The following is a 19062-nucleotide window of genomic DNA, read 5'->3' as shown; positions in this document are numbered from 1 at the left end:
ATAATACAACCATTTTATGCACATTGGTTGTGCCTACACGATCTCTGGTTTTGAGTTATCCACAATCTCGGAAATGCCGATAAACAAAGCATCTAGGTTTTCGGGTTGTGTCCATTCGGGGCGTTTACTGTACAATCCAAGTCTGGGCGCATTTTCAGGCCAAGAGACACAAAAAGGAGCGTTGCTCCTACTCAATCGAGTAGTTCTGCAACGCCCCCTTGGTGTATGTGCTCCTATAGGGCTGAAAGTGCGTGTTCGATTCTCCGCAGGGCTTCGCCGATCAGGCTTCTGGGGCAGCCGATGTTCATGCGCTGAAAGCCCAGGCCCGCGGAGCCAAAGGCGGAACCTTCGTTCAGAGCTAGACCCGCGTGCTGTACGAAGAACTGGTTCAGTTCTTCGTAGGGAAGGCCGAGCTCCCGGCAATCCAGCCAGAGGACATAGGTGCCCTCGGGCTTGTTAATCTTGATCTGCGGGGCAATCCGGCCCAGCTCCTGCCGGACGTAATTGCCGTTCTCCTCTAGGTAGGTTAGGAGGGAATCCAGCCAAGGGGCTCCGGATCTGTAGGCTGCTTCCGCGGCCACCAAGCCAAAGAAGCCTATGGCTCCCACGGAAAGGCGCTCCATGAGCTGGCAGATCTTGGCCCGGAGTTGCGGGTTGGGGATGATTCCGTTGGAGACGTAGAGCCCTGCGATGTTAAAGGTCTTGCTGGGGGCATTGAAGGTGACGGTCCGCTGGGCGATCTCCGGCGCCAGGGTGGCGAAGGGAATGTGCTTGGACCCGGCAAAGACCAGATCAGACCAGATCTCGTCGCTGAGCACCGTCACATCGTACTTGAGCACCAGTTCGGCCAGGGTTTCCAGTTCCTCTTTCGTCCAGACCCTGCCCACGGGATTGTGGGGGCTGCAGAGCATCATGGTCTTCACGCCGGAGCGGAAGAACTCCTCCAGCTCCTCGAAGTTCATAACATACCTGCCCCCCGATTCCACCAGGGGGTTTTCCACCACTTCCCGGCCGTTGCTGCGCAGAATGGCAAAGAACGGGGGATAAACAGGGGGCTGAATCACCACCCGCTCACCCGGTTCCGTGAGGGCCAGCACGGCAAAGGTCAGGCCGGCCACAACCCCCGGCGTATGGATCAGCCAGGCGGGATCAACATCCCAGCCGTGGCGGCTCTGGAGCCAGCCCAGGACAGCTTCATCGAAGCTGGCTGGCCTTTTTTCGTAACCGTAAATGCCGTGCTGGGCGCGCTGGGTCACCGCTTGGACCACTGCCTCGGGGGGCCGGAAGTCCATGTCTGCCACCCACATGGGCAGCAGATCCTCCCGGCCGAAGGACTCCAAAAGGCCATCCCACTTGACACAGCCGGTGCTGCGGCGCTCAACCACCTGGTCGAAGGGACACCCCATGCCTACACCTCCCGTGCAGCGCCTGTTTTTCTGGCTGCATCGGCCACCGCTTGGGCCACAGCCGGGACTACCCGGGAATCGAAGGGTGAAGGGATGATGCACTCAGCGGTCGGCTCTGGAATCAGGCCGGCAATGGCGTGGGCCGCCGCGATTTTCATGGCGCAGTTCAGCTCGGTGGCCCGTACATCCAGGGCGCCCCGGAAGATGCCGGGAAAGCCGAGCACGTTGTTGATCTGGTTGGGGTAGTCGGAACGCCCGGTGGCCACAACAGCCGCCCCCGCTTCCAGGGCCAGCTCCACGGAGATCTCCGGTTCAGGGTTAGCCAGGGCCATGATGATGGGCTGATCGTTCATACTCTTAACCATCTCGGGGGTGACCACGTTGGCCACGGAGACGCCGATGAACACATCTGCGCCCCGCATGGCTTCCGCCAGGGTCTGCTTGATGCCCTCTGGATTGGTGGCCTGGGCAATCTCCTCCTGGCAAGGATTGTTGGCGGGATCGCCCGGGATCAACCTGCCGTGGCGGCCGCAGGGGATGATGTTTTTGTAGCCGTCTTCCAAGAGGGTGAGGACGATGGCCGCACCAGCGGCGCCGATTCCGTTCACCACGATCACCGCATCTTTATCCTTGCCCACAACCTTCAGGGCGTTGATCAGGCCGGCCAGGGTGACAACGGCCGTGCCGTGCTGGTCGTCGTGGAAGACGAACATGTTGGTCTCTTCCTTCAAGCGCCGCTCAATCTCGAAGCAGCGGGGGGCGGAGATGTCTTCTAGGTTTACCCCGGCGATGGTGGGTTCCAGGGATTTCACAATCTGCACGATTTCGTCCACATCCTGGGTGTTGAGGCAGAGGGGAATGGCATTGACATTGGCAAATTCCTTAAACAAAACCGCCTTGCCTTCCATAACCGGCAGCGCCGCCGCGGGGCCGATGTTGCCCAGGCCCAGAACCGCGGTGCCATCGGAAACCACGGCAATGGTGTTGCCCTTCCACGTGTAATCCCAGACTCGTTCGGGATTCTCTGCAATTTCCCGGCAGGGGGCAGCCACACCTGGGGAGTACGCTAGGCTGAGGTCAGCTGAGTTTTTAACCGTGGCTTTGCTGATAATTTCCACCTTGCCGCGCCACTCCTTGTGTTTTTCCAGCGCTTGTGCATATACGTTCATCGAGTCTCCTCCTTTTGTTTTGCGTCCTCTGCACGTCTCTACCAACTACATTCCACAATGAATGCTCCGTTCCTTAGGAGTGTGCTGTTAAGAGTGTGTAAAAATATGCGTCTTAAGCTTTTTGTTCTTGCAAACTAGGTTCGACTGCTCCCTGCTGGAGAAAACTGAGGAAGCCCTGCAAAAACTCCTCCCCCCGTTCCAGTTCTTCTTCACTGGGCGGTGCGCTGCCAAAGACGATTTGGTTCCGCAGCTTTTTGGCCCGCCGGAGTTTCTCTTCCGTTTGGCCATCTAGAACCAGATCCGCGGGTTCACCCCTGAGCACTTGGTGGAGGACCTGCCCCAAAGCCCGTTCAACCCCGATCCAGCTGCGCATAAAGGGGCCCAGGCCGCCAGTTTCCGAGAAGAAGGACAGGGTTTCGTAGGGAGTGCCGAAGGGGTCGGTGGCACCAACGGTGGTCCGGGCCCGATCGTAGGCGCCGTACAGATCGGGATTATTCACAAGCAGCTGGTCTACGATCTGCTGGGCCAGGGGTTCCGCCTGCGGGCTGAAGCGGCAGGTCTGCAGGATGGGGCGCAGGGCCGGCACAGAGTTGAGGCCGATGGTCTTCAGGAACTGGAACAGCACATCGGTGCGCCCGATGGAAAAGCGGCATTCGGGGCCCGGGAGTGCTCTGCGCTTCTGATCGGTGAGGTAGGAGGCGAGCTCATAGTGGTTGAAAAAGGGGTGCTGCTCAGCGTTGATCCTCCTTTTCACCGCGGTCTGCAGACGTTCCAGGGCCATCTCGCCCTCGTACATCAGCCCGTTGAGCTCATCCAGGATTGCGTACTCGTCCTGGGAGAGAAAACTTCCGGTGGATTTATAAACCAGATCGTGCTCCACCTCGGCCCAGGCATGCATCAAAACAGAGCCCACCTGCACCTCGATGACGTAGTTGGCCAGGTGCTGCTCTTCTGGGGGAAGGGATTCAGGTTTTAAGTAGAGGCGATAATGGCGGCCCACATAGCCTAAAAACTGCTTGGGATAGGCTCCGGGATGGCCTAAGGCCTCCGGGAAATCCTTCACACTGTCCACGTTGAAGTTGGAGCGGATAAACTGATCCACTTCTCTTTGGTCCTGGGGGAAAAACAGGGCGATGCGCACCCCAGCCAGGTCAACTATATCTTCATAGATCTCGGCAATACTCCGGTAGTTCTTTTCCTGCGCCCGGTCCTCAACCTTCGAGGCGAGACTATCCAGCCGTTTGGCCCTGGAGGTAACTAAAACCCGCAGGCCCTGCCGTTTCAGTGCACTTTCACACTGGTAGGCACAGACCTCCGCCAGGTGCTGAAAGTGACCAATCTTACCCCTGTAGTCTTCGAGGAACTCCTTAATTAAAGCCATGGCGCTCTCCTATCCGTCAGTATTTAACCTCCCATCACCAGAGGTTAAGCTGCCACAACACGAAAATCACGGCGAGCACGTCCAGGGTGAGCAGCACATAGTGAATTCTCTGCCCGAGGCTGCCTCCTTTCGCGGCCAGGAGGTAGATGGCGGTGAGAAGCATCACCGCGCCCAGCCCCACTAGAATCTTCGTGAGCACGAGCAGCACGTTAAGGGTAGAGGAAGGTTCTAAAACCACCATGGGCACATCGTATTCAGGATGGAGCGTGTTCAGCACTTCTGCCCCCAGCACAAGGGCGGTGAAAAAGAGCAGGATAAACAGGACCGCCAGCGCCTTGGGTAAAACCAGGGGTTTGTGCCTGGGGCGAATCCTGAACACCCCCCGGATCCAGGCAATGAGCGTGCCCAGCATGAACAGGCAGGAGCCGGCCACAAGGGTGGTTAAAAAGGCTGGCGTCTGATACCAAGGCGTGCGCAGCCAGGCCCCTGGACCCGGCAGCAGAATGCGCACCGCTCTGCCGTCGTCGAACACAAAGGCGATCTTAGCGTCCCCGTGCAGCTCCTGGAACAGCCCGGGGGCGATTTCCCCGAAGCGCTGGACCGCTCCGCCCGCCTGCAGCAGGAGATAGCCCTGGGAATCCACATCCACAGTGAGGGGCTGCGCCAGGCGCACCACCGATTCCACTCCGGTGAAATTGGAGCGGGAGCTGTGGTACACCCCCCGGTAGTTGGCTTCCGTGCCCTCGGTGATGGGGCGCGGCTGGGGCCCTGCCCCTTCTGCCGGGGGGAAATAGCGGTCCAGGAAGGCCTTGAGGACCAGACCCCGCAGCTCGCTGCCTGCCGGGGAGTTGTACACCACATACAGGCCCACATCTTCCTCGGGGAGGAAGTAGAGGCCGCTGCTGAACAGGAAGGTATCGCCGCCGTGGCCTAAAATTCTGCGGCCGTTGTACTCCGCTTCCATGAGGCCGTAGGTCATCCCAGGGAGCTCGGGATGCGCGGCAAACTGCCGGCTCAGCATGGTCCGCATGGTCTCTTCAGCTAAAAGGCGCTCCGGGCCCTCGTCCTCTGCGGACTGCTCCGGGCTTGGTCCGGGCAGCTCGCCTAAACTGAGCAAGGCCAAAAGCAGCCGGGCCATATCTAGGCTGCTGGTGGTTAAGCCCCCGGCGGGGTAGTTTTGCACATACTCGAAGCCGCCGGCTATGTAGCGCCCGGCTTCATAGCGGTAACCCCGGCTCAGGCGGGCCGCCAGGTCCCCGGGGAGCTCCTGCCGGAAGGTGGTGGAGGTGAGGCCCAAGGGAGTCAAGAGCTGCTCCTGGGCGTAGGCGGCAAAGGGCTGGCCGCTCACCCGTTCCACAATATAGGCGGCAAGGGCTGTGCCGTAATTGGAATAGGCCATGATCGATCCGGGCGTAAAGACCCTGGCGGGGAGATGTTCCTTCACATACTGCCCCAAGGGCTTGAGCAGTTCCGGATCTGCCACAATCGTCCAGGCCACCTCGTCCTCAAAACCTGCCGTATGGGTCATGAGGTGGTGGAGGGTGATGGGGGGAACGTCCTTGGTGGAAGTGGTGCGCGGGGGGATGGTGAAGTCCAGGTAGGTATTGACATCGGCATAGAGGTCCAGCTTCCCCTGTTCCACCAGCTGCATCACGGCCAGCCAGACCAGGATTTTGGAAATGGAACCTGGCCGGTGGACCGTGATCCCGGGCTCCATGGGGATCTCCTCTGCCAAGTCGGCGAAACCGTAGCCTTTGGCCAACACAATCTCGCCCTGGGCAACCACCACAACCTCGGCGCCGGGGATCTTGTTCTGCCTGAGCTGAACGGAAAACACTCCGTCAAAGAACGCTTCCAAGGCCGCTGGATCCTGCACGCTGCTGCTTTGGGCAGAAGCGGCAGAGACCGCCATAAGTAGTGCAAGGATAACCACTGGTGCGCAGCACTTTTTCATCTGTCCCACCCCACGAGGAAGTTACTAGCTTCACCTCCAGACTTCTCCACGGTGAGATGGGGTTCCTCCCGCCGCCCCACAATTTGTGAACGCCGCCTAGCTGAGCAAACCGCAGCGTTTGGCCACCCACACCTTGAGGGCAAAGCGGGCGGCAAACAGCAGCAGCATGGGAATGGGGTAGAACCACTCCGCGTAGCTGAACAGGCCTGCCCCCTTCACCACCTGGCTGAAACCGGTGGCCAGAAGAGCCCAGCCCAGCAAATACAGGTAACCCAGGGGTTCGTTGGAGCGGGGCCAGAAGTGGAGGAAAAAGACCGCGATGAAGGTCCAGACGATGTAGGAGAGCAGCGGATTGCTTCCGGCTTGGATCAGGCCCACGTTGTGGAAGGCAGTGATCCCCAGGCCGCCGGTGATCAGGCCTTCCAGATACTCCAGGAGCCCGCCCAAAACTGCTCCGTAGGGCAGCAGCAGGCGCAGGTTGTCCCGGGGTACAGTGAGGAGCACAAATCCGCCCACGAGCAGGAGTAAAACGGGATAGATTAAGGCTTGGGCAGTCACGGGGCACCATTCCTTTCCATAGTGTCAAGGAATAGTATAACCACCCTTACTGTCCAGATTACTGCAGGCAAAAAGAAAGGGTGACCGGCCCCGGGCAAAAGGAGTCTCTGCCTTTTGCCAGAATTACTGACGAGAGGTGATAGTTGTGTTCAGGTTTACAACCAAGGACGTCTGGATTGGCAGCAGGGTAAGGCAGTTTAAGATGGTTGATCATCCCGGAGCCGCGGCCACCTTGGTGGTCAAGGACGGGCAGGTGCTCCTGGTGGAACAGTACCGGCCCGCAGCGGGGCGCAAGATGCTGGAGATCCCCGCGGGGACCATTGACCGCAGCGAGCCGCCCCTGGAATGCGCGCGCCGGGAGCTCCAGGAGGAGACGGGCTACAGTGCCGAAGACTGGGAGTCCCTGGGGCATATTTATCCCACCCCCGGCTACACCAACGAGGTTTTACACCTTTTCTACGCCAGCGGGCTCACCAAGGGAGAGCAGCATCTAGACCCCGGGGAAGATATCAACGTGCGCTGGATTCCCCTGGAAAAGGTGGAGGAGATGATCGACCAGGGTGAGATCAACGACGCCAAAACCATCATTGCCGTTTTCAAGTACCTCAGAAACCTCAGGAAGCAGGGTTAAGACTCGCCCTCCAGGGGCGCCCCGATGTCCCGCCAGAACCCGGTGATCCGGTGGGCTTTGATGGGGACGCCATCGGCAGCCATCTGCGCCACCGCCGCGGAGAGTTCATATTCACCCCGGGGCGAAGGGCGCAGGTTTTTCAGATAGTGGAAGACCTGGGGCAGGAAGATATAAACCCCGCCGTTGTTCCAGTTGGTTTGGGACGTGCCCGGCGGGGGTTTTTCCACCAGGCGTTCCACAAAACCTCCCGCGCCCAGATACACCGCGGCGCCGTGGGTGGGATCATCCATCCAGTTGATGGAGCTGACCATGGTGCCGTGCTCATTGAACAGCTGGGCCATGGCCCGGTAGTTCTCCGGGGCGATGGCGATATCTCCGTAGGAGACAAAAAAGGGTTCTCCCTGCACAAACTGCTCCGCCTGGAGCAGGGCGGCTCCCGTTCCATACCTAGCCAGGTCCTGCTGGAGATAGGTGATCTGCACGCCCAGGGAGCTGCCGTCCTGATACCGGGCCTGGATCAGCTCACCTAAATGGCCGATGACCACGGCCAAGCGGTCCACGCCCGCCTCCCTCATCCCTAGAATTATATGCTCCAGGCACGGTTTCTTGCCCACGGGCAGCAGCGCTTTGGGCACCTTGGCCCCCAGCGCGCCCAGCCTAGTGCCTTTCCCAGCCGCCAGGATTACGCCCCGCACTTAGCTGCCTCCTTTGCCCAGGGGCAGCTGCAGTGTGCTGTCCTCCCGGATCACCTGCAGCAGCTGCTGGGCTTGGGCTGGTTTGGTGGTTTCCCAGGCCAGGCGCAGGATGGGTTCTGTGCCGGAGAAGCGGATGGAAAACCAGCAGTCATTGGTGAAGTAGAACTTGACTCCATCGAGATAGGAGACCCTGTGGATCTTCCAGGGAAAGGCGGGGATGTAGCGGTCCGCGAGCAGAGTCTTTTCCAGGCGGCTGCGCTCTTCTTGCCGGTACCCCAGGTTGAGCTCCCCGAAGTGCAGCGTCCCGTATTTTTCATCGATCTCCTTCAGCAGCTGGCTGAGGGTCTTTTTGGTCTTGGCCAGCATTTCCACGGCCAGCAGCGCGGCTAAAATGCCATCTTTACCGTTGACATGGCCCCGGATTTTCAGCCCACCGCTGCTTTCTCCCCCCAGCAGCAGGTCTTCTTCGTCCATTTTTTGGGTGATATATTTGAAACCCACGGGCACTTCATAGGCCGGTTCGCCGAAGGAGTGGGCAATGCGGTCCAATACGTGGGTTGTGGTGATGTTGCGCACCACGCCGCCCCGTTCCTTGCGGTACTGCTTGAGGTAGTAGTACAAAAGCTTGAGGATCTCGTTGGCGGTGATGTAATTCCCCTTTTCATCGTAGAGGCCGATGCGGTCTGAGTCCCCGTCGGTGGCGATGCCGATGTGGTAGTGCCCCTGCTTCATGAGGTATTCCATATCCTGGAGTGCTTCCCGGGAGGGAGAGGGAGCCCGCTGGCCGAACATGGTATCCCGCTCGGCGTTGATCAGATCAACCGAACAGCGCAGGGAAGCCAGGCACATGGCCATGATGTCCTTGGCCACTCCGAACATGGGGTTAAACAGTACATTGAGGTTGAGCTGCTGCACCGCCGGGACATCGATCTGGGCCAGGAGGGAATCGATGTAGGCGTTCTTGTTGGAGTAGAGCACGATTTTCCCCTGGTCCAGGGCGTCGAAGAAGGTGAGGGGGGGTGCCTCCAGGGGAGGGATGAGCTGGCAGAGCTCCTCCAGGCGGTTGGTCACCTCCACCGGGGCATCTTTGCCCCCTTCCACGATCACTTTGATGCCGTTGTATTCGGAGGGGTTGTGGGAGGCGGTGACCATCAGCCCCATGGCGAGTTTCTCCTGCTCCACCGCGTACATGAGCATGGGAGTGGGCACCACCGGTTCAATGAACCAGACGGGGATGCCGTTGTGCACCAGGATCTCCGCGATGGCCCTGGAAAAACGGCCCGAGAGAAAGCGCAGGTCATGGCCGATCACCACCGGTTTGTGGTCCTGTTTGTTTTCCTGGAGATAGAGCGCCGCGGCCTGGGCCACCCTGCGCACGTTGCTGAAGGTAAACCCATCGCCAATGATGGCCCGCCAGCCGCCGGTCCCGAACTTGATCACCTGCTTCACGACCTTTCACCAAAGCTGCTTTGAGTATTCGCTTTGGGGTGCTAAGCTTCCTGTTGGAAATTGACCACTGGCTCCGGCCCCCTTGGGACAGAACAGGTATGTGCAGTAGCTGTGGTTGTTTCGATGCTAGTGGGAACATGTGCTGGGGAAAGGATCTGAACCCCAGAAAAAAAGGCTGCCGCAGCAGCCTTGTTTCATTCTTGGGCAGCGTCACCGGACCACAATCACCTCGCCGGCCAGAGCAGCTGCAGGATCATCTGCTGGGCGGCATTGGCCTGGGCGATCATGGCCAGGGCCGCCTGCATGCGGATCTGGGCGGAAACCATGTTCAAAACCTCCAGGGCGATATCGGCATCGCTGATGCGGGATTCCGCCTCGGTGAGGTTGAGGGCCATGTTTTCTAGATTGCTCACGGTGTGCTCCAGGCGCCTCATCTTCGCGCCCACATAGCCCCTCTGGGAAGAGATCTTAGTTAAAACTTCGTCTAGGGCTCCTATGGCCGCATCCGCTTCTTCCTGCGTCGCCACGGAGAGATCCCCCAGGCCCAGGGCCTCCGGGCGCATGTCTCCCAAAGCGATCTCCATATGCTGCCCCGCGTTCGCACCCACTTGGATGATCAGGGGATTGTTTTCATCCCGGCTCCCATCCAGAAGGGGGATTGTGTTAAAGTGCGTGCCCCGGGCCATATCCCCTAGGGCCCCAACGAGCTCGCTGAATTCCATCTGCAAAGCGGCCCGGTCAGCTTCATCCAGGGTACCCGTGGCGGCATAGACCGCGATCTCCCGCAGGCGGTGTACGATGGACTGCATCTCCCCCAGGGCTCCATCGGCTATCTGCAGGAGGGAAATGGCGTCCTGGGCATTGCGGGAGGCCTGCCTCAGTCCGCGGATCTGGGCTTTCATCCGTTCGGAGATGGCCAGTCCCGCGGCATCATCCGCGGCGCGGTTAATCCGCTTCCCCGTGGCGATGCGCTCCAGGGAAACGGCGTAGGCTTTAGCAGCCGCATGGTACGCGCTTACTGCGCGCAGTCCGGCTAAGTAAAACAGATTCACCGCGCCACCCCCCTGCTCCGATTTCCCTTCCCTTAATTATCGACCGGGCGCGGCTGGGCCTTTAGTGGATCACCAAAAGTCCCAGGCCGAGCATCACGCCGAAAATCGCCCCCAAGGTGGCGGCCAGGGGAAAGTCCAAGCAGTTTGCTTCCGGGAGCAGTTCGTGGAAGACCAAAAAGAGCATGGCTCCCGCGGCAAAGCCCAAGGTCCCGGCTAAGGTGGTGGGGGTCAGCTGGCCGAAAAGCCCGCCCGCCAGGGCGCCAAGGCCCATGGGCAGACCCGCGGCAATGGTCAAAAGCACAGCGGAGGTTCTGCCCACACCCCCGGCCAGAAGCGGTGCCGCCATGGCCATCCCTTCGGGAATATTGTGCAGGCAGAGGGCCAGGGCGAGACTGAAGCCCAGCTCCTGGGAGGCCAGGTAACCCGCCCCGATGACCAGGCCCTCCGGGAAGTTGTGGGCGGCGATGCCCAGGCCCAAAAAAAGCCCCGTCTGGATCAAGCTGCCCCGACCGGTGGGAAAAAAGAGGGGTTTGAGCAGCGGCAGGGCAGCGGTTCCCAAGACCACCCCGGCAAAGGTCACGCCGGGTCCCCGCAGGGCCAGGGCTTCCGGGAGCAGGTCGTGAAAGACCACCGCGAGCATGACTCCGCTGGAGAAGGCCAGGTGAAAGCTGAGTTCCGCCCCTTGGGGTATGCGGCCGAGCCCCAGGAGAATTCCCCCCGCGCCTGTGCCTAACACTCCCGCCATGGTGCCCAGGAAAACAATTCTAGCCAGCTCCCACATCCCCATACCTCCCTCGGAAACTCCCTCTACATGCCTATTTCCCCCGCCAGAGAATTATTTCTCCTCCCCCGCAAAATTCTTGGGGACAAAGTATTGACATGCACCCCCCCACTCGGTACAATACACTTGTTTAGTGTTGCTAAACTTCAAGTTTAGTATCACGAAACTTAGGAAGGGAGGGACAGGGATGAAGATAGGTGAGAAAATCAAGCGTCTACGCATCCAGCACAACCTGACGCAGGAGGAACTGGCGGACCGCTGCGAACTGTCCAAAGGCTTCATTTCTCAAGTGGAACGTGACCTCACCTCGCCTTCCATCGCCACCTTGATCGATATTCTGGAATCGCTGGGTACAAATCTGCAGGACTTTTTCAAGCAGGACGTGCCTGAAAAAATGGTCTTTACCAAAAACGATGTCTCTGTCAAAAGCGATCCGGAGTTGAAAAGCGAGATCCGCTGGCTGGTGCCTAATGCCCAGAAAAACGCCATGGAGCCCATCGTGGTGCACCTGGAGCCGGAGGGACGCACGCCTTACGACGATCCCCACGATGGGGAGGAGTTTGGGTATGTGATCAAGGGGCAGATCCTGCTGCATTTCGGCTCGGAAGTGGTTAAGGTCCGGGCGGGCGAGTCCTTTTATTTCCCCGCCGAAGCAGGCCATTACATCGCCAACGCGGGCAAAAGGCCCGCGGTTGTTCTGTGGGTTTCTTCACCGCCGAGCTTTTAGTCTTCAAGATTGGAAAGGGGGAACTGTGGTGTCCGAGATCATCGTTCAGCTGAAAGGTGTCTCCAAGTATTACGACGATACACCTGCGCTGACAGATGTGGATCTGTACATCCGCAAGAATGAGTTTGTCACTTTGCTTGGTCCCAGCGGCTGCGGCAAGACCACCATGCTGCGGCTGATCGGGGGCTTTGAGAAGCCCGACACGGGAACTATTACCTTTAACGGTCAAGACATTGGTAATGTGCCATCCCATAAACGCAAAGTGAATACCGTCTTTCAGCGTTATGCCCTGTTCTCCCATCTCAACGTGTTTGAAAACATCGCCTTCGGCCTGCGGATCAAGAAGATGAAGGAGTCGGTCATCCGGGAAAAGGTCTCCCGCATGCTGGAGCTTGTGAACCTGCAGGGCTACGAGAAGCGGGACGTCAACTCCCTCAGCGGCGGGCAGCAGCAGCGGGTAGCCATTGCCCGGGCTCTGGTCAACGAACCCGACGTACTGCTTTTGGATGAACCCCTGGCCGCTTTAGACCTCAAGCTGCGCAAAGAGATGCAGCACGAGCTGAAGAACATGCAGAGGCAGCTGGGCATCACTTTCCTCTTTGTCACCCATGACCAGGAAGAGGCCCTGTCCATGAGTGATACGGTTGTGGTCATGAAGGATGGGGAGATCCAGCAGATCGGCACGCCGGAGATGATCTACAACGAGCCGGTGAACGCCTTTGTTGCCGATTTCATCGGGGAAAGCAATATTGTGGACGGCATCATGCGCCAGGACTACCTGGTGGAGTTTGCCGGCAACCTGTTTGAGTGTGCTGACTCTGGTTTCGCCCGGGATGAGCTGGTGGATGTGGTGATCCGCCCGGAGGACTTGGCCCTCATGCCCCCAGATCAGGCCAAGCTCAAGGGCGTGGTCCGCTCCGTGAACTTTTTGGGGGTACACTACGAGATGATTGTGGAAGGCGCCGACGGCACAGAGTGGCTGGTGCACTCTACCCTCATGGAACCGGTGGGGACCATGGTGGGATTGGGCCTTGAGCCCATGGATATCCACATCATGAAGAAGGTGAGAGCGTAGTGAAGCGGCTTTCCCTCACGCCCTATGTCATCTGGATGGTGCTCTTTACGGTGGTGCCCATGCTGCTCGTGCTGTATTACGCCTTCACGGTTCCCACCGAGGGCGGGACCACCTGGTCTTTGGAGAATTTCACTCGGTTCTTTCAGCCCATCTACCTCAGGGTCTTTATCCGCTCCTTGAACCTGGCGGTGATCAGCACGCTGATCTGCCTGCTGTTGGGCTATCCCGCAGCAATGATCATGGCGGGCAACGCCTTTAAGCGCAAACATGTGATCATGCTGCTCTTTGTGGTGCCCATGTGGATGAACTTCCTGCTGAGGACCTATGCCTGGCTCACCATCTTGGAGCGCAACGGCTTTCTCAACTCTCTATTGACCTTTTTCAGCTTGCCGCGGGTGAACATTCTGTACACCAACGGCGCCGTGGTCCTGGGCATGGTTTACAACTTCCTGCCCTTTATGGTGCTCCCCATTTACTCGGTGCTGAGCAAGATCGACAAAGGGGTTGTGGAGGCAGCGGGGGATCTGGGGGCCAACCCCTTCCAGGTTTTCATCAAGGTCATCCTACCTTTGAGCCTGCCTGGGGTGGTCTCCGGGATCACCATGGTGTTCATGCCGGCCATGACCACGTTCGTCATCTCCAGGCTGTTGGGCGGCGGCCAGTTCACCCTCATCGGCAACCTCATCGAGCAGCAGTTCCTTGTGGTGGGGGACTGGGGTTTTGGCTCTGCCATCTCGGTGGTGATGATCGTGGTGATCCTCTTGAGCATGGCAGTTATGTCCTTCTTTGAAGGGGAAGAAAAGGATGTGGCGCTATGGTGAGGTGGTTGAAACGCAGTTACATTTACCTGATCTTCGCCTTTTTGTACTTGCCCATTGCCGTGCTCATGGTGTACTCCCTCAACGATGCCCGCTCCCGGGGCATGTGGGGAGGATTTACCCTGCGCTGGTATGTGGAGCTGTTTCAGGACCGCACCATCATGAACTCGCTGTACGCCACGCTGATCATCGGCGTGAGCTCAGCCCTAATTGCCACCGTGATCGGCACCATGGCGGCGATCGGTATTCACAATACCCGGGGGGTTCCGAAAAAGCTGATCATGAACGTGACCTACCTGCCCGTTTTGAACCCGGAAATTGTGACTGCCATTTCCCTGATGCTGCTGTTTGTGTTCTCCAGGATGCGCTTTGGGTATATCACCCTGCTGCTGTCGCATATTACCTTTAACGTGCCTTACGTGATCCTGTCGGTGCTGCCTAAGCTGCGCCAGCTGAACAAGCATCTCTACGAAGCGGCGCTGGATCTGGGCTGTACACCGCTGCAGGCTTTGTGGAAGGTGATCATCCCTGAAATAATGCCGGGCATTATCACGGGACTGCTTTTGGCTTTTACCCTATCCATTGACGATTTTGTGGTGAGCTTCTTCACCACCGGTTCAGGAGTATCCACGCTTTCCATCACGGTCTACTCCATGGCTAGGAGGGGAATCAACCCCAAGATCAATGCCCTATCCACCATCATGTTCACCTTTGTGTTAGCACTCCTAATTATCGTCAATGTGCGGCAAGCCCGCGAAGAAAGAAAGGAAAGGAATGGGAGACGTGTCCCTAAAAAAGACAGTCCTTATGATCCTCGGTTTGGTAGTGCTTAGCCTGGTTCTCACCGGGTGCGGCAAAGAACAGCCCGTTCTGTACGTGTACAACTGGGGCGATTACATCGACGAGAGCATCCTCGAAGAGTTTGAGAAAGAAACAGGCATCAAGGTGGTCTACGACACCTTTTCCACCAATGAAGATATGTATGTGAAGATCAAATCCGGCGGCAGCACCTACGATGTGGTCTTCCCCTCGGATTACATGGTCACCAGGATGATCAACGAGGGTATGCTGCTCAAGATCGATCTGGAGAAGATCCCTAACCGCGTGCACATCGACCCCAAACTCATGGGAGCCGATTACGATCCAAAAAACGAATACACCCTGCCCTACATGTGGGGTACGTTAGGCATCCTCTACAACACCACCATGGTGGAGGGAGAAGTGGACAGCTGGGATGTGCTCTGGGATGCCAGATACGCCAAGAACATCCTCATGCTGGACAGCCAGCGGGATTCCATCGGGGCGGCCCTCCTGAAGCTGGGTTATTCCATCAACACCAAGGACCCCCAGGAGCTGGCGGAAGCGGCTGAGCTGTTGAAGCAGCAGAAGCCCCTGGTTTTGGCCTACGTTGTGGACGAGGGGAAAGACAAGATGGTCGCGGGTGAAGCGGCCCTGGCCCTCACCTGGTCAGGGGAAGCCATGTACGCCATCGGCGAGAACCCGGATCTCTCCTACGCCATCCCTAAAGAGGGCACAAACCTCTGGTTTGACGTGATGGCCATTCCCAAGGGGGCCAAGAACATCGAGGGGGCCCACAAGTTCATGGACTTTTTGAACCGGCCGGAAATTGCCCTGCGCAACGCCGAGTACACCGGTTATTCCACCCCCAATCTGGCTGCCTGGGAGATGCTGCCGGAAGAGGTGCGCAACGACCCCCGGGCCTACCCCAGCGAGGAAGTTTTGGCCAATACCGAGGTGTTTGTGAGCCTTGGTGAGACTTTGAAGGAATATGATCGCATTTGGACTGAAGTTAAGGCGTTCTAGGCAATTGGAGCTTCTCCCTCCGGGAGGGGCTCTTGCATAGAAGGCCCTGCCGGCCTTCCTAAACCCCAATCATATGAAAGGAGTGAGGAGGTTGAGCAGACTCTCTAAAGCGCTTTGGGTGCTGGCGGCTTTAGTACTGCTCAGTGCAGTTCTCACTGGCTGCACGAGGGACAAGCCCACCATCTATGTGTACAACTGGGGAGACTACATCGACGAAAGCATTCTGGAAGAATTCGAGAAGGAAACGGGCATCAAGGTTGTGTACGACACCTACGCCACCAACGAGGACATGTACGTCAAGATCAAGGCTGGCGGCAGTTCGTACGACGTGATCTTTCCATCGGACTACATGCTCACCAGAATGATTGAGGAAGGTTTAGTGCAAAAGCTGGATCTGACCAAGATACCCAACGCCAAGTACATCGAACCGCGGCACCTGGGCTGGGACTACGATCCCAAAAACGAGTACTCGCTCCCATATTATTGGGGCACAGTAGGTATTCTGTACAACACCACCATGGTGGATGATCCCGTGGAAAGTTGGGATATCCTCTGGGATCCCAAGTATGAAAAGGAAATCCTCATGCTGGACAGCCAGCGGGATTCCATTGCCGTAGCCCTTCTGAGGCTGGGTTACAGCATCAACACATTGGATGAGAAAGAACTGGAGGAAGCGGGTGAGCTGCTCAAGGAGCAAAAGCCCCTGGTTTTGGCCTACGTGGTGGATGAGGGGCAGGATAAGATGATCGCCGGTGAAGCAGCTCTGGCCGTGGTCTGGTCTGGAGAGGCCACCGTGGCCAGGATGCAAAACCCGGATCTGGCCTTTGCTATCCCCAAAGAAGGGACAAACCTCTGGTTTGATGTGATGGCCGTACCCAGCAACGCCAAGAATCCCGATGGCGCCATGAAGTTCATCAACTTCATGCTGGATCCGGAGATCTCCTTCCGCAATGCGGATTACACTGGGTATGCCGTGACCAACGGAGAGGTGCGGGCCATGATTCCGCCGGAAATCAGTGACGATAGGAGCATCTATCCCGAACCAGAGGATCTGGTAAACGCTGAAGTATTCGTGAACCTGGGCCAGACCCTGAGTATTTACGATCGCATCTGGACGGAAGTGAAGGCTCACTAAATTATCAAGCGGCTGTTGCAAACATGCAATGGCCGCTTCCTTTTTCATCCTCCCGCAGCTCTGGGAGGTGCTGGCAGTTTTCTAAGCATACGGATAAACTTTTCCTTCCCAAAGGAAAAGTTTGGCGATAAGATGAAGACAAGTAGAAACTAAGCCCGTAAAAGCAATATATGTTGCGACATATATTGATAGAGGGAAGGAGGTCTAAGGATGAGGCGATTGTACTTTTTCTCCGCACTGCTGGTTTTGGCTGCCATTTTGGCTGGATGTATCGGCGTTGATCTCCAACCTCCTGTTACCCAGAAAGGCGGCGTGCGCGGATTCGTGTACATTCGACAGGGATTGGGCGAATTGTCCGCGGGGGAAGACGATGTGCTGTTTACGGTTGAGCCATTGGCTTCAGGCGAATGGACGGCTCTGTCTGGTGCGGAGATCGAGGTTAAAAACGTCAGTACCGGCAAAAAAGGATTTGGGACTACCGAATATGACGGCTATTACGAGGTTCGGAATCTAGATGTGGGATACTCCATCTTGACCGTTAGCCATAGGGCACTTCGCCATGATGTTCAGACTGAAGTGTATGTTTATCCCGGTGAGCCTACCTGGGTCGAAGCCATCTATGTGAGCGAGCCCGTCCCCCACTACTACTTCTTGATAATAGGCATCGAGAACTACGCAGATAGTCGCAAGAGCTTCCCAGGACCGAGAAATGATGCAGAAAGAATGTATGAGACCTTGTATCTGGGAAACCTTTTACCTGGCGAGGGCCGGCGGCTGGTTGATTCGCAGGCTACCAAGAACGCCATCAAAAACCAAATCCAAACATATGTGAGCAAGGCTCAGAGTACAGCGGATCACTTGATCATCTATTTCTCAGGTTTCTCAGGCGCTGACTACCTAAGCCCCTATGACGACACCGGGCTGGGTTTGAGCAAGAAGTCCATCACCGACGCAGAACTGGAATCCTGGCTCCGTGATTTTCCGGGCTATGTCACAATTATCATTGATGGTTCATATTCGGAGACCATGGCGGATGGCAACCCCCTTGAGCCCCTCGCTCTCAAGAAACGGAAGTATACTGTGCTTACGGGGGCTCAGAGTAACCAGCAGGTCCAACATTACGACTTATTCCAGGGGAGCGTGTTCACTTACTTCTTGTGGCAGGGTCTAAGGAACGGATGGGCTGATGACAACTACGACGGAGCGATTACGCCTTACGAGCTCTACGACTACACTCACGCCGAGATGTTGAGTTTTTACCGAGACAAAGATCCCTCAGTACGCCACTACCCTTTCATTCACCGAGGCAACTCTGAAAACAAGCCAATTTTCAAGTATAGATAGACCGACCTTTAGAAAGGAGTGCTGTCATGCGTAAGTTAGTTGTTGTTTTTCTGATGGTACTACTGGCAGCAGGCTCCGCTGCTGCCCGAGATAATTACGGTTCTAGCGGCAGTCTGACTTCGGTGGCTTGGCTGGACGGAACTAAGCTATATGTAGCTGTGGGAAACACTTCCAACAGCAGGGTCTCTATCACCATTTCGACTAGTACCACGGACGCTTGGGGATGGCCAGTCTTCCCGTCCAGGCAGATTAGTATACCAGCCCGGACGATTGTTCAGGAGGTCTTCTACCCCAGTATCCCTGGTCGGGGACAGACACTTAGCAGCGTGCGCATCGCAGAAGGTTATCGTTCCTTCAATGTTCCGGTTCAGGAAGCTGGTATCTTCAAGCTGGACAGCTATGTGGTGCCAGCGAACTCCCAGTTGGACGTAACCGTGGATCTCGATCGATTGCTGGACGACTCGGGCAACATCCGCATTGTCGTCGACGATTATTACACCACTTCGGGTGGTTACAGCCAAGAACGAATTCGCATTCACTCCGTTGGTGGTGGCCCCACCCAGGTACGGGGCAGCAACACCATCGAGTATGTGAAGCCCTACCTGGTACTGAGGATGAAGACGCCCAACATGCCGTGGCTCACCACCATGACGTTTGGTCTGAGTAGGGTAGACTCCAACTACAGCTGGCGTCAAGAGCGGTTCGAAGGTCCCACCCTCATGGTTTACGGCCGTAATATGCGCTTAGGTGAATCGTCCAGCGGAGGCGGGTTCATTGCCCGCTAACCTTGGTTAGGTGAAGAAGAGAAACGCGCAGACAGGAGGACCTAAAAGTGCGTCGCTTAAGCATTTACTCGTTTGCGATACCAATGATCGTAGTTCTGCTCCTGGCGAGTCCAGCCGCGGCTGCCCTGCGGGATGGTTGGCTGGGGGATGTGGCCGTGGTGGCCTGGTTGGAAGAGGAGACCGTGAAGGTGGCCTTGGCCAACGGGGGCCGTTCCCGGGTTACCATCACCCTGTCTCCAGAGGGCTGGGATCAGCGCTGGCGTCCCTTCTTTTCCGAC

General features: G+C 57.4%; 19 protein-coding genes. 10 read left to right on the top strand and 9 right to left on the bottom strand.

Features of this window, described 5'->3' with window-relative positions; all coding sequences use genetic code 11:
* Positions 1-233: 233 nt before the first annotated feature.
* From ACE4YL_RS02605 to ACE4YL_RS02585, 5 genes are all read right to left on the bottom strand, one after another.
* Positions 234-1406, bottom strand: coding sequence for a MalY/PatB family protein (locus tag ACE4YL_RS02605; protein WP_461360020.1), 1173 nt, complete (start codon positions 1404-1406; stop codon positions 234-236).
* A gap of 2 nt (positions 1407-1408) precedes the next feature.
* The gene (locus tag ACE4YL_RS02600) at positions 1409-2575 is read right to left on the bottom strand and encodes an NAD(P)-dependent malic enzyme (RefSeq protein ID WP_461360019.1); all 1167 of its coding nucleotides are present in this window, start codon (positions 2573-2575) and stop codon (positions 1409-1411) included.
* 112 nt (positions 2576-2687) lie between these two features.
* The gene (locus ACE4YL_RS02595) at positions 2688-3956 is read right to left on the bottom strand and encodes a GTP pyrophosphokinase (protein WP_461360018.1); all 1269 of its coding nucleotides are present in this window, start codon (positions 3954-3956) and stop codon (positions 2688-2690) included.
* Between the two features lie 34 nt (positions 3957-3990).
* Positions 3991-5910, bottom strand: a complete 1920-nt coding sequence (locus ACE4YL_RS02590) for a serine hydrolase domain-containing protein (RefSeq protein WP_461360017.1) — start codon at positions 5908-5910, stop codon at positions 3991-3993.
* Positions 5911-6006: 96 nt separating this feature from the next.
* Positions 6007-6468, bottom strand: a complete 462-nt coding sequence (locus ACE4YL_RS02585) for a hypothetical protein (protein ID WP_461360016.1) — start codon at positions 6466-6468, stop codon at positions 6007-6009.
* Positions 6469-6613: 145 nt separating this feature from the next.
* Between ACE4YL_RS02585 and ACE4YL_RS02580 the strand changes: the two genes are divergently transcribed.
* Positions 6614-7099 carry an NUDIX hydrolase gene (locus ACE4YL_RS02580; RefSeq protein ID WP_461360015.1) on the top strand — a complete coding sequence of 162 codons (486 nt, stop codon included), beginning with the start codon at positions 6614-6616 and terminating at the stop codon, positions 7097-7099.
* On the opposite strand, the gene ACE4YL_RS02575 is transcribed toward ACE4YL_RS02580, so the two are convergent.
* The 4 genes from ACE4YL_RS02575 to ACE4YL_RS02560 all read right to left on the bottom strand — a co-directional run bounded on the left by ACE4YL_RS02575 (position 7096) and on the right by ACE4YL_RS02560 (position 11076).
* On the bottom strand, positions 7096-7794 hold the full coding sequence (locus tag ACE4YL_RS02575; RefSeq protein ID WP_461360014.1) for a nucleotidyltransferase family protein: 699 nt from the start codon (positions 7792-7794) through the stop codon (positions 7096-7098). The two genes, ACE4YL_RS02580 and ACE4YL_RS02575, sit on opposite strands and share 4 nt — an antisense overlap.
* Positions 7795-9243 carry a phosphohexomutase domain-containing protein gene (locus tag ACE4YL_RS02570; protein ID WP_461360013.1) on the bottom strand — a complete coding sequence of 483 codons (1449 nt, stop codon included), beginning with the start codon at positions 9241-9243 and terminating at the stop codon, positions 7795-7797.
* 224 nt (positions 9244-9467) lie between these two features.
* Entirely contained in the window at positions 9468-10295 is an 828-nt protein-coding gene (locus ACE4YL_RS02565; protein WP_461360012.1) for a flagellin, read from the bottom strand.
* Between the two features lie 61 nt (positions 10296-10356).
* Positions 10357-11076, bottom strand: coding sequence for a ZIP family metal transporter (locus tag ACE4YL_RS02560; RefSeq protein WP_461365278.1), 720 nt, complete (start codon positions 11074-11076; stop codon positions 10357-10359).
* Between the two features lie 187 nt (positions 11077-11263).
* Between ACE4YL_RS02560 and ACE4YL_RS02555 the strand changes: the two genes are divergently transcribed.
* The 9 genes from ACE4YL_RS02555 to ACE4YL_RS02515 form a co-directional block, all read left to right on the top strand.
* Complete coding sequence (locus tag ACE4YL_RS02555) at positions 11264-11803, top strand: helix-turn-helix domain-containing protein (RefSeq protein WP_461360010.1); 540 nt, start codon at positions 11264-11266, stop codon at positions 11801-11803.
* A gap of 25 nt (positions 11804-11828) precedes the next feature.
* Positions 11829-12878, top strand: a complete 1050-nt coding sequence (locus ACE4YL_RS02550) for an ABC transporter ATP-binding protein (protein ID WP_461360009.1) — start codon at positions 11829-11831, stop codon at positions 12876-12878.
* Between the two features lie 35 nt (positions 12879-12913).
* Complete coding sequence (locus tag ACE4YL_RS02545) at positions 12914-13699, top strand: ABC transporter permease (RefSeq protein ID WP_461360022.1); 786 nt, start codon at positions 12914-12916, stop codon at positions 13697-13699.
* The gene (locus tag ACE4YL_RS02540) at positions 13693-14529 is read left to right on the top strand and encodes an ABC transporter permease (protein ID WP_461360008.1); all 837 of its coding nucleotides are present in this window, start codon (positions 13693-13695) and stop codon (positions 14527-14529) included. Before ACE4YL_RS02545 ends, ACE4YL_RS02540 begins: the two co-directional genes overlap by 7 nt.
* Positions 14504-15520 carry an ABC transporter substrate-binding protein gene (locus ACE4YL_RS02535; RefSeq protein WP_461360021.1) on the top strand — a complete coding sequence of 339 codons (1017 nt, stop codon included), beginning with the start codon at positions 14504-14506 and terminating at the stop codon, positions 15518-15520. The genes ACE4YL_RS02540 and ACE4YL_RS02535 overlap by 26 nt, the downstream gene beginning before the upstream one ends.
* Before the next feature lie 73 nt (positions 15521-15593).
* A complete protein-coding gene (locus ACE4YL_RS02530) occupies positions 15594-16655 on the top strand; it encodes an ABC transporter substrate-binding protein (protein WP_461365424.1) in 1062 nt (353 codons plus the stop codon).
* A gap of 210 nt (positions 16656-16865) precedes the next feature.
* Positions 16866-17999 carry a caspase family protein gene (locus ACE4YL_RS02525; RefSeq protein WP_461369143.1) on the top strand — a complete coding sequence of 378 codons (1134 nt, stop codon included), beginning with the start codon at positions 16866-16868 and terminating at the stop codon, positions 17997-17999.
* A 326-nt stretch (positions 18000-18325) separates the two neighbouring features.
* On the top strand, positions 18326-18784 hold the full coding sequence (locus ACE4YL_RS02520) for a hypothetical protein (protein ID WP_461365145.1): 459 nt from the start codon (positions 18326-18328) through the stop codon (positions 18782-18784).
* A 47-nt stretch (positions 18785-18831) separates the two neighbouring features.
* A partial coding sequence (locus tag ACE4YL_RS02515; protein WP_461369142.1) for a hypothetical protein occupies positions 18832-19062 on the top strand: 231 nt, incomplete at its 3' end.

This window comes from Candidatus Darwinibacter acetoxidans, from assembly GCF_041936445.1.
Classification (GTDB): Bacteria; Bacillota; Limnochordia; order Darwinibacteriales; family Darwinibacteriaceae; genus DTU010.
Note: the sequence above shows the minus strand (reverse complement) of the source record. Positions and strands in the feature narration are given on the sequence as shown.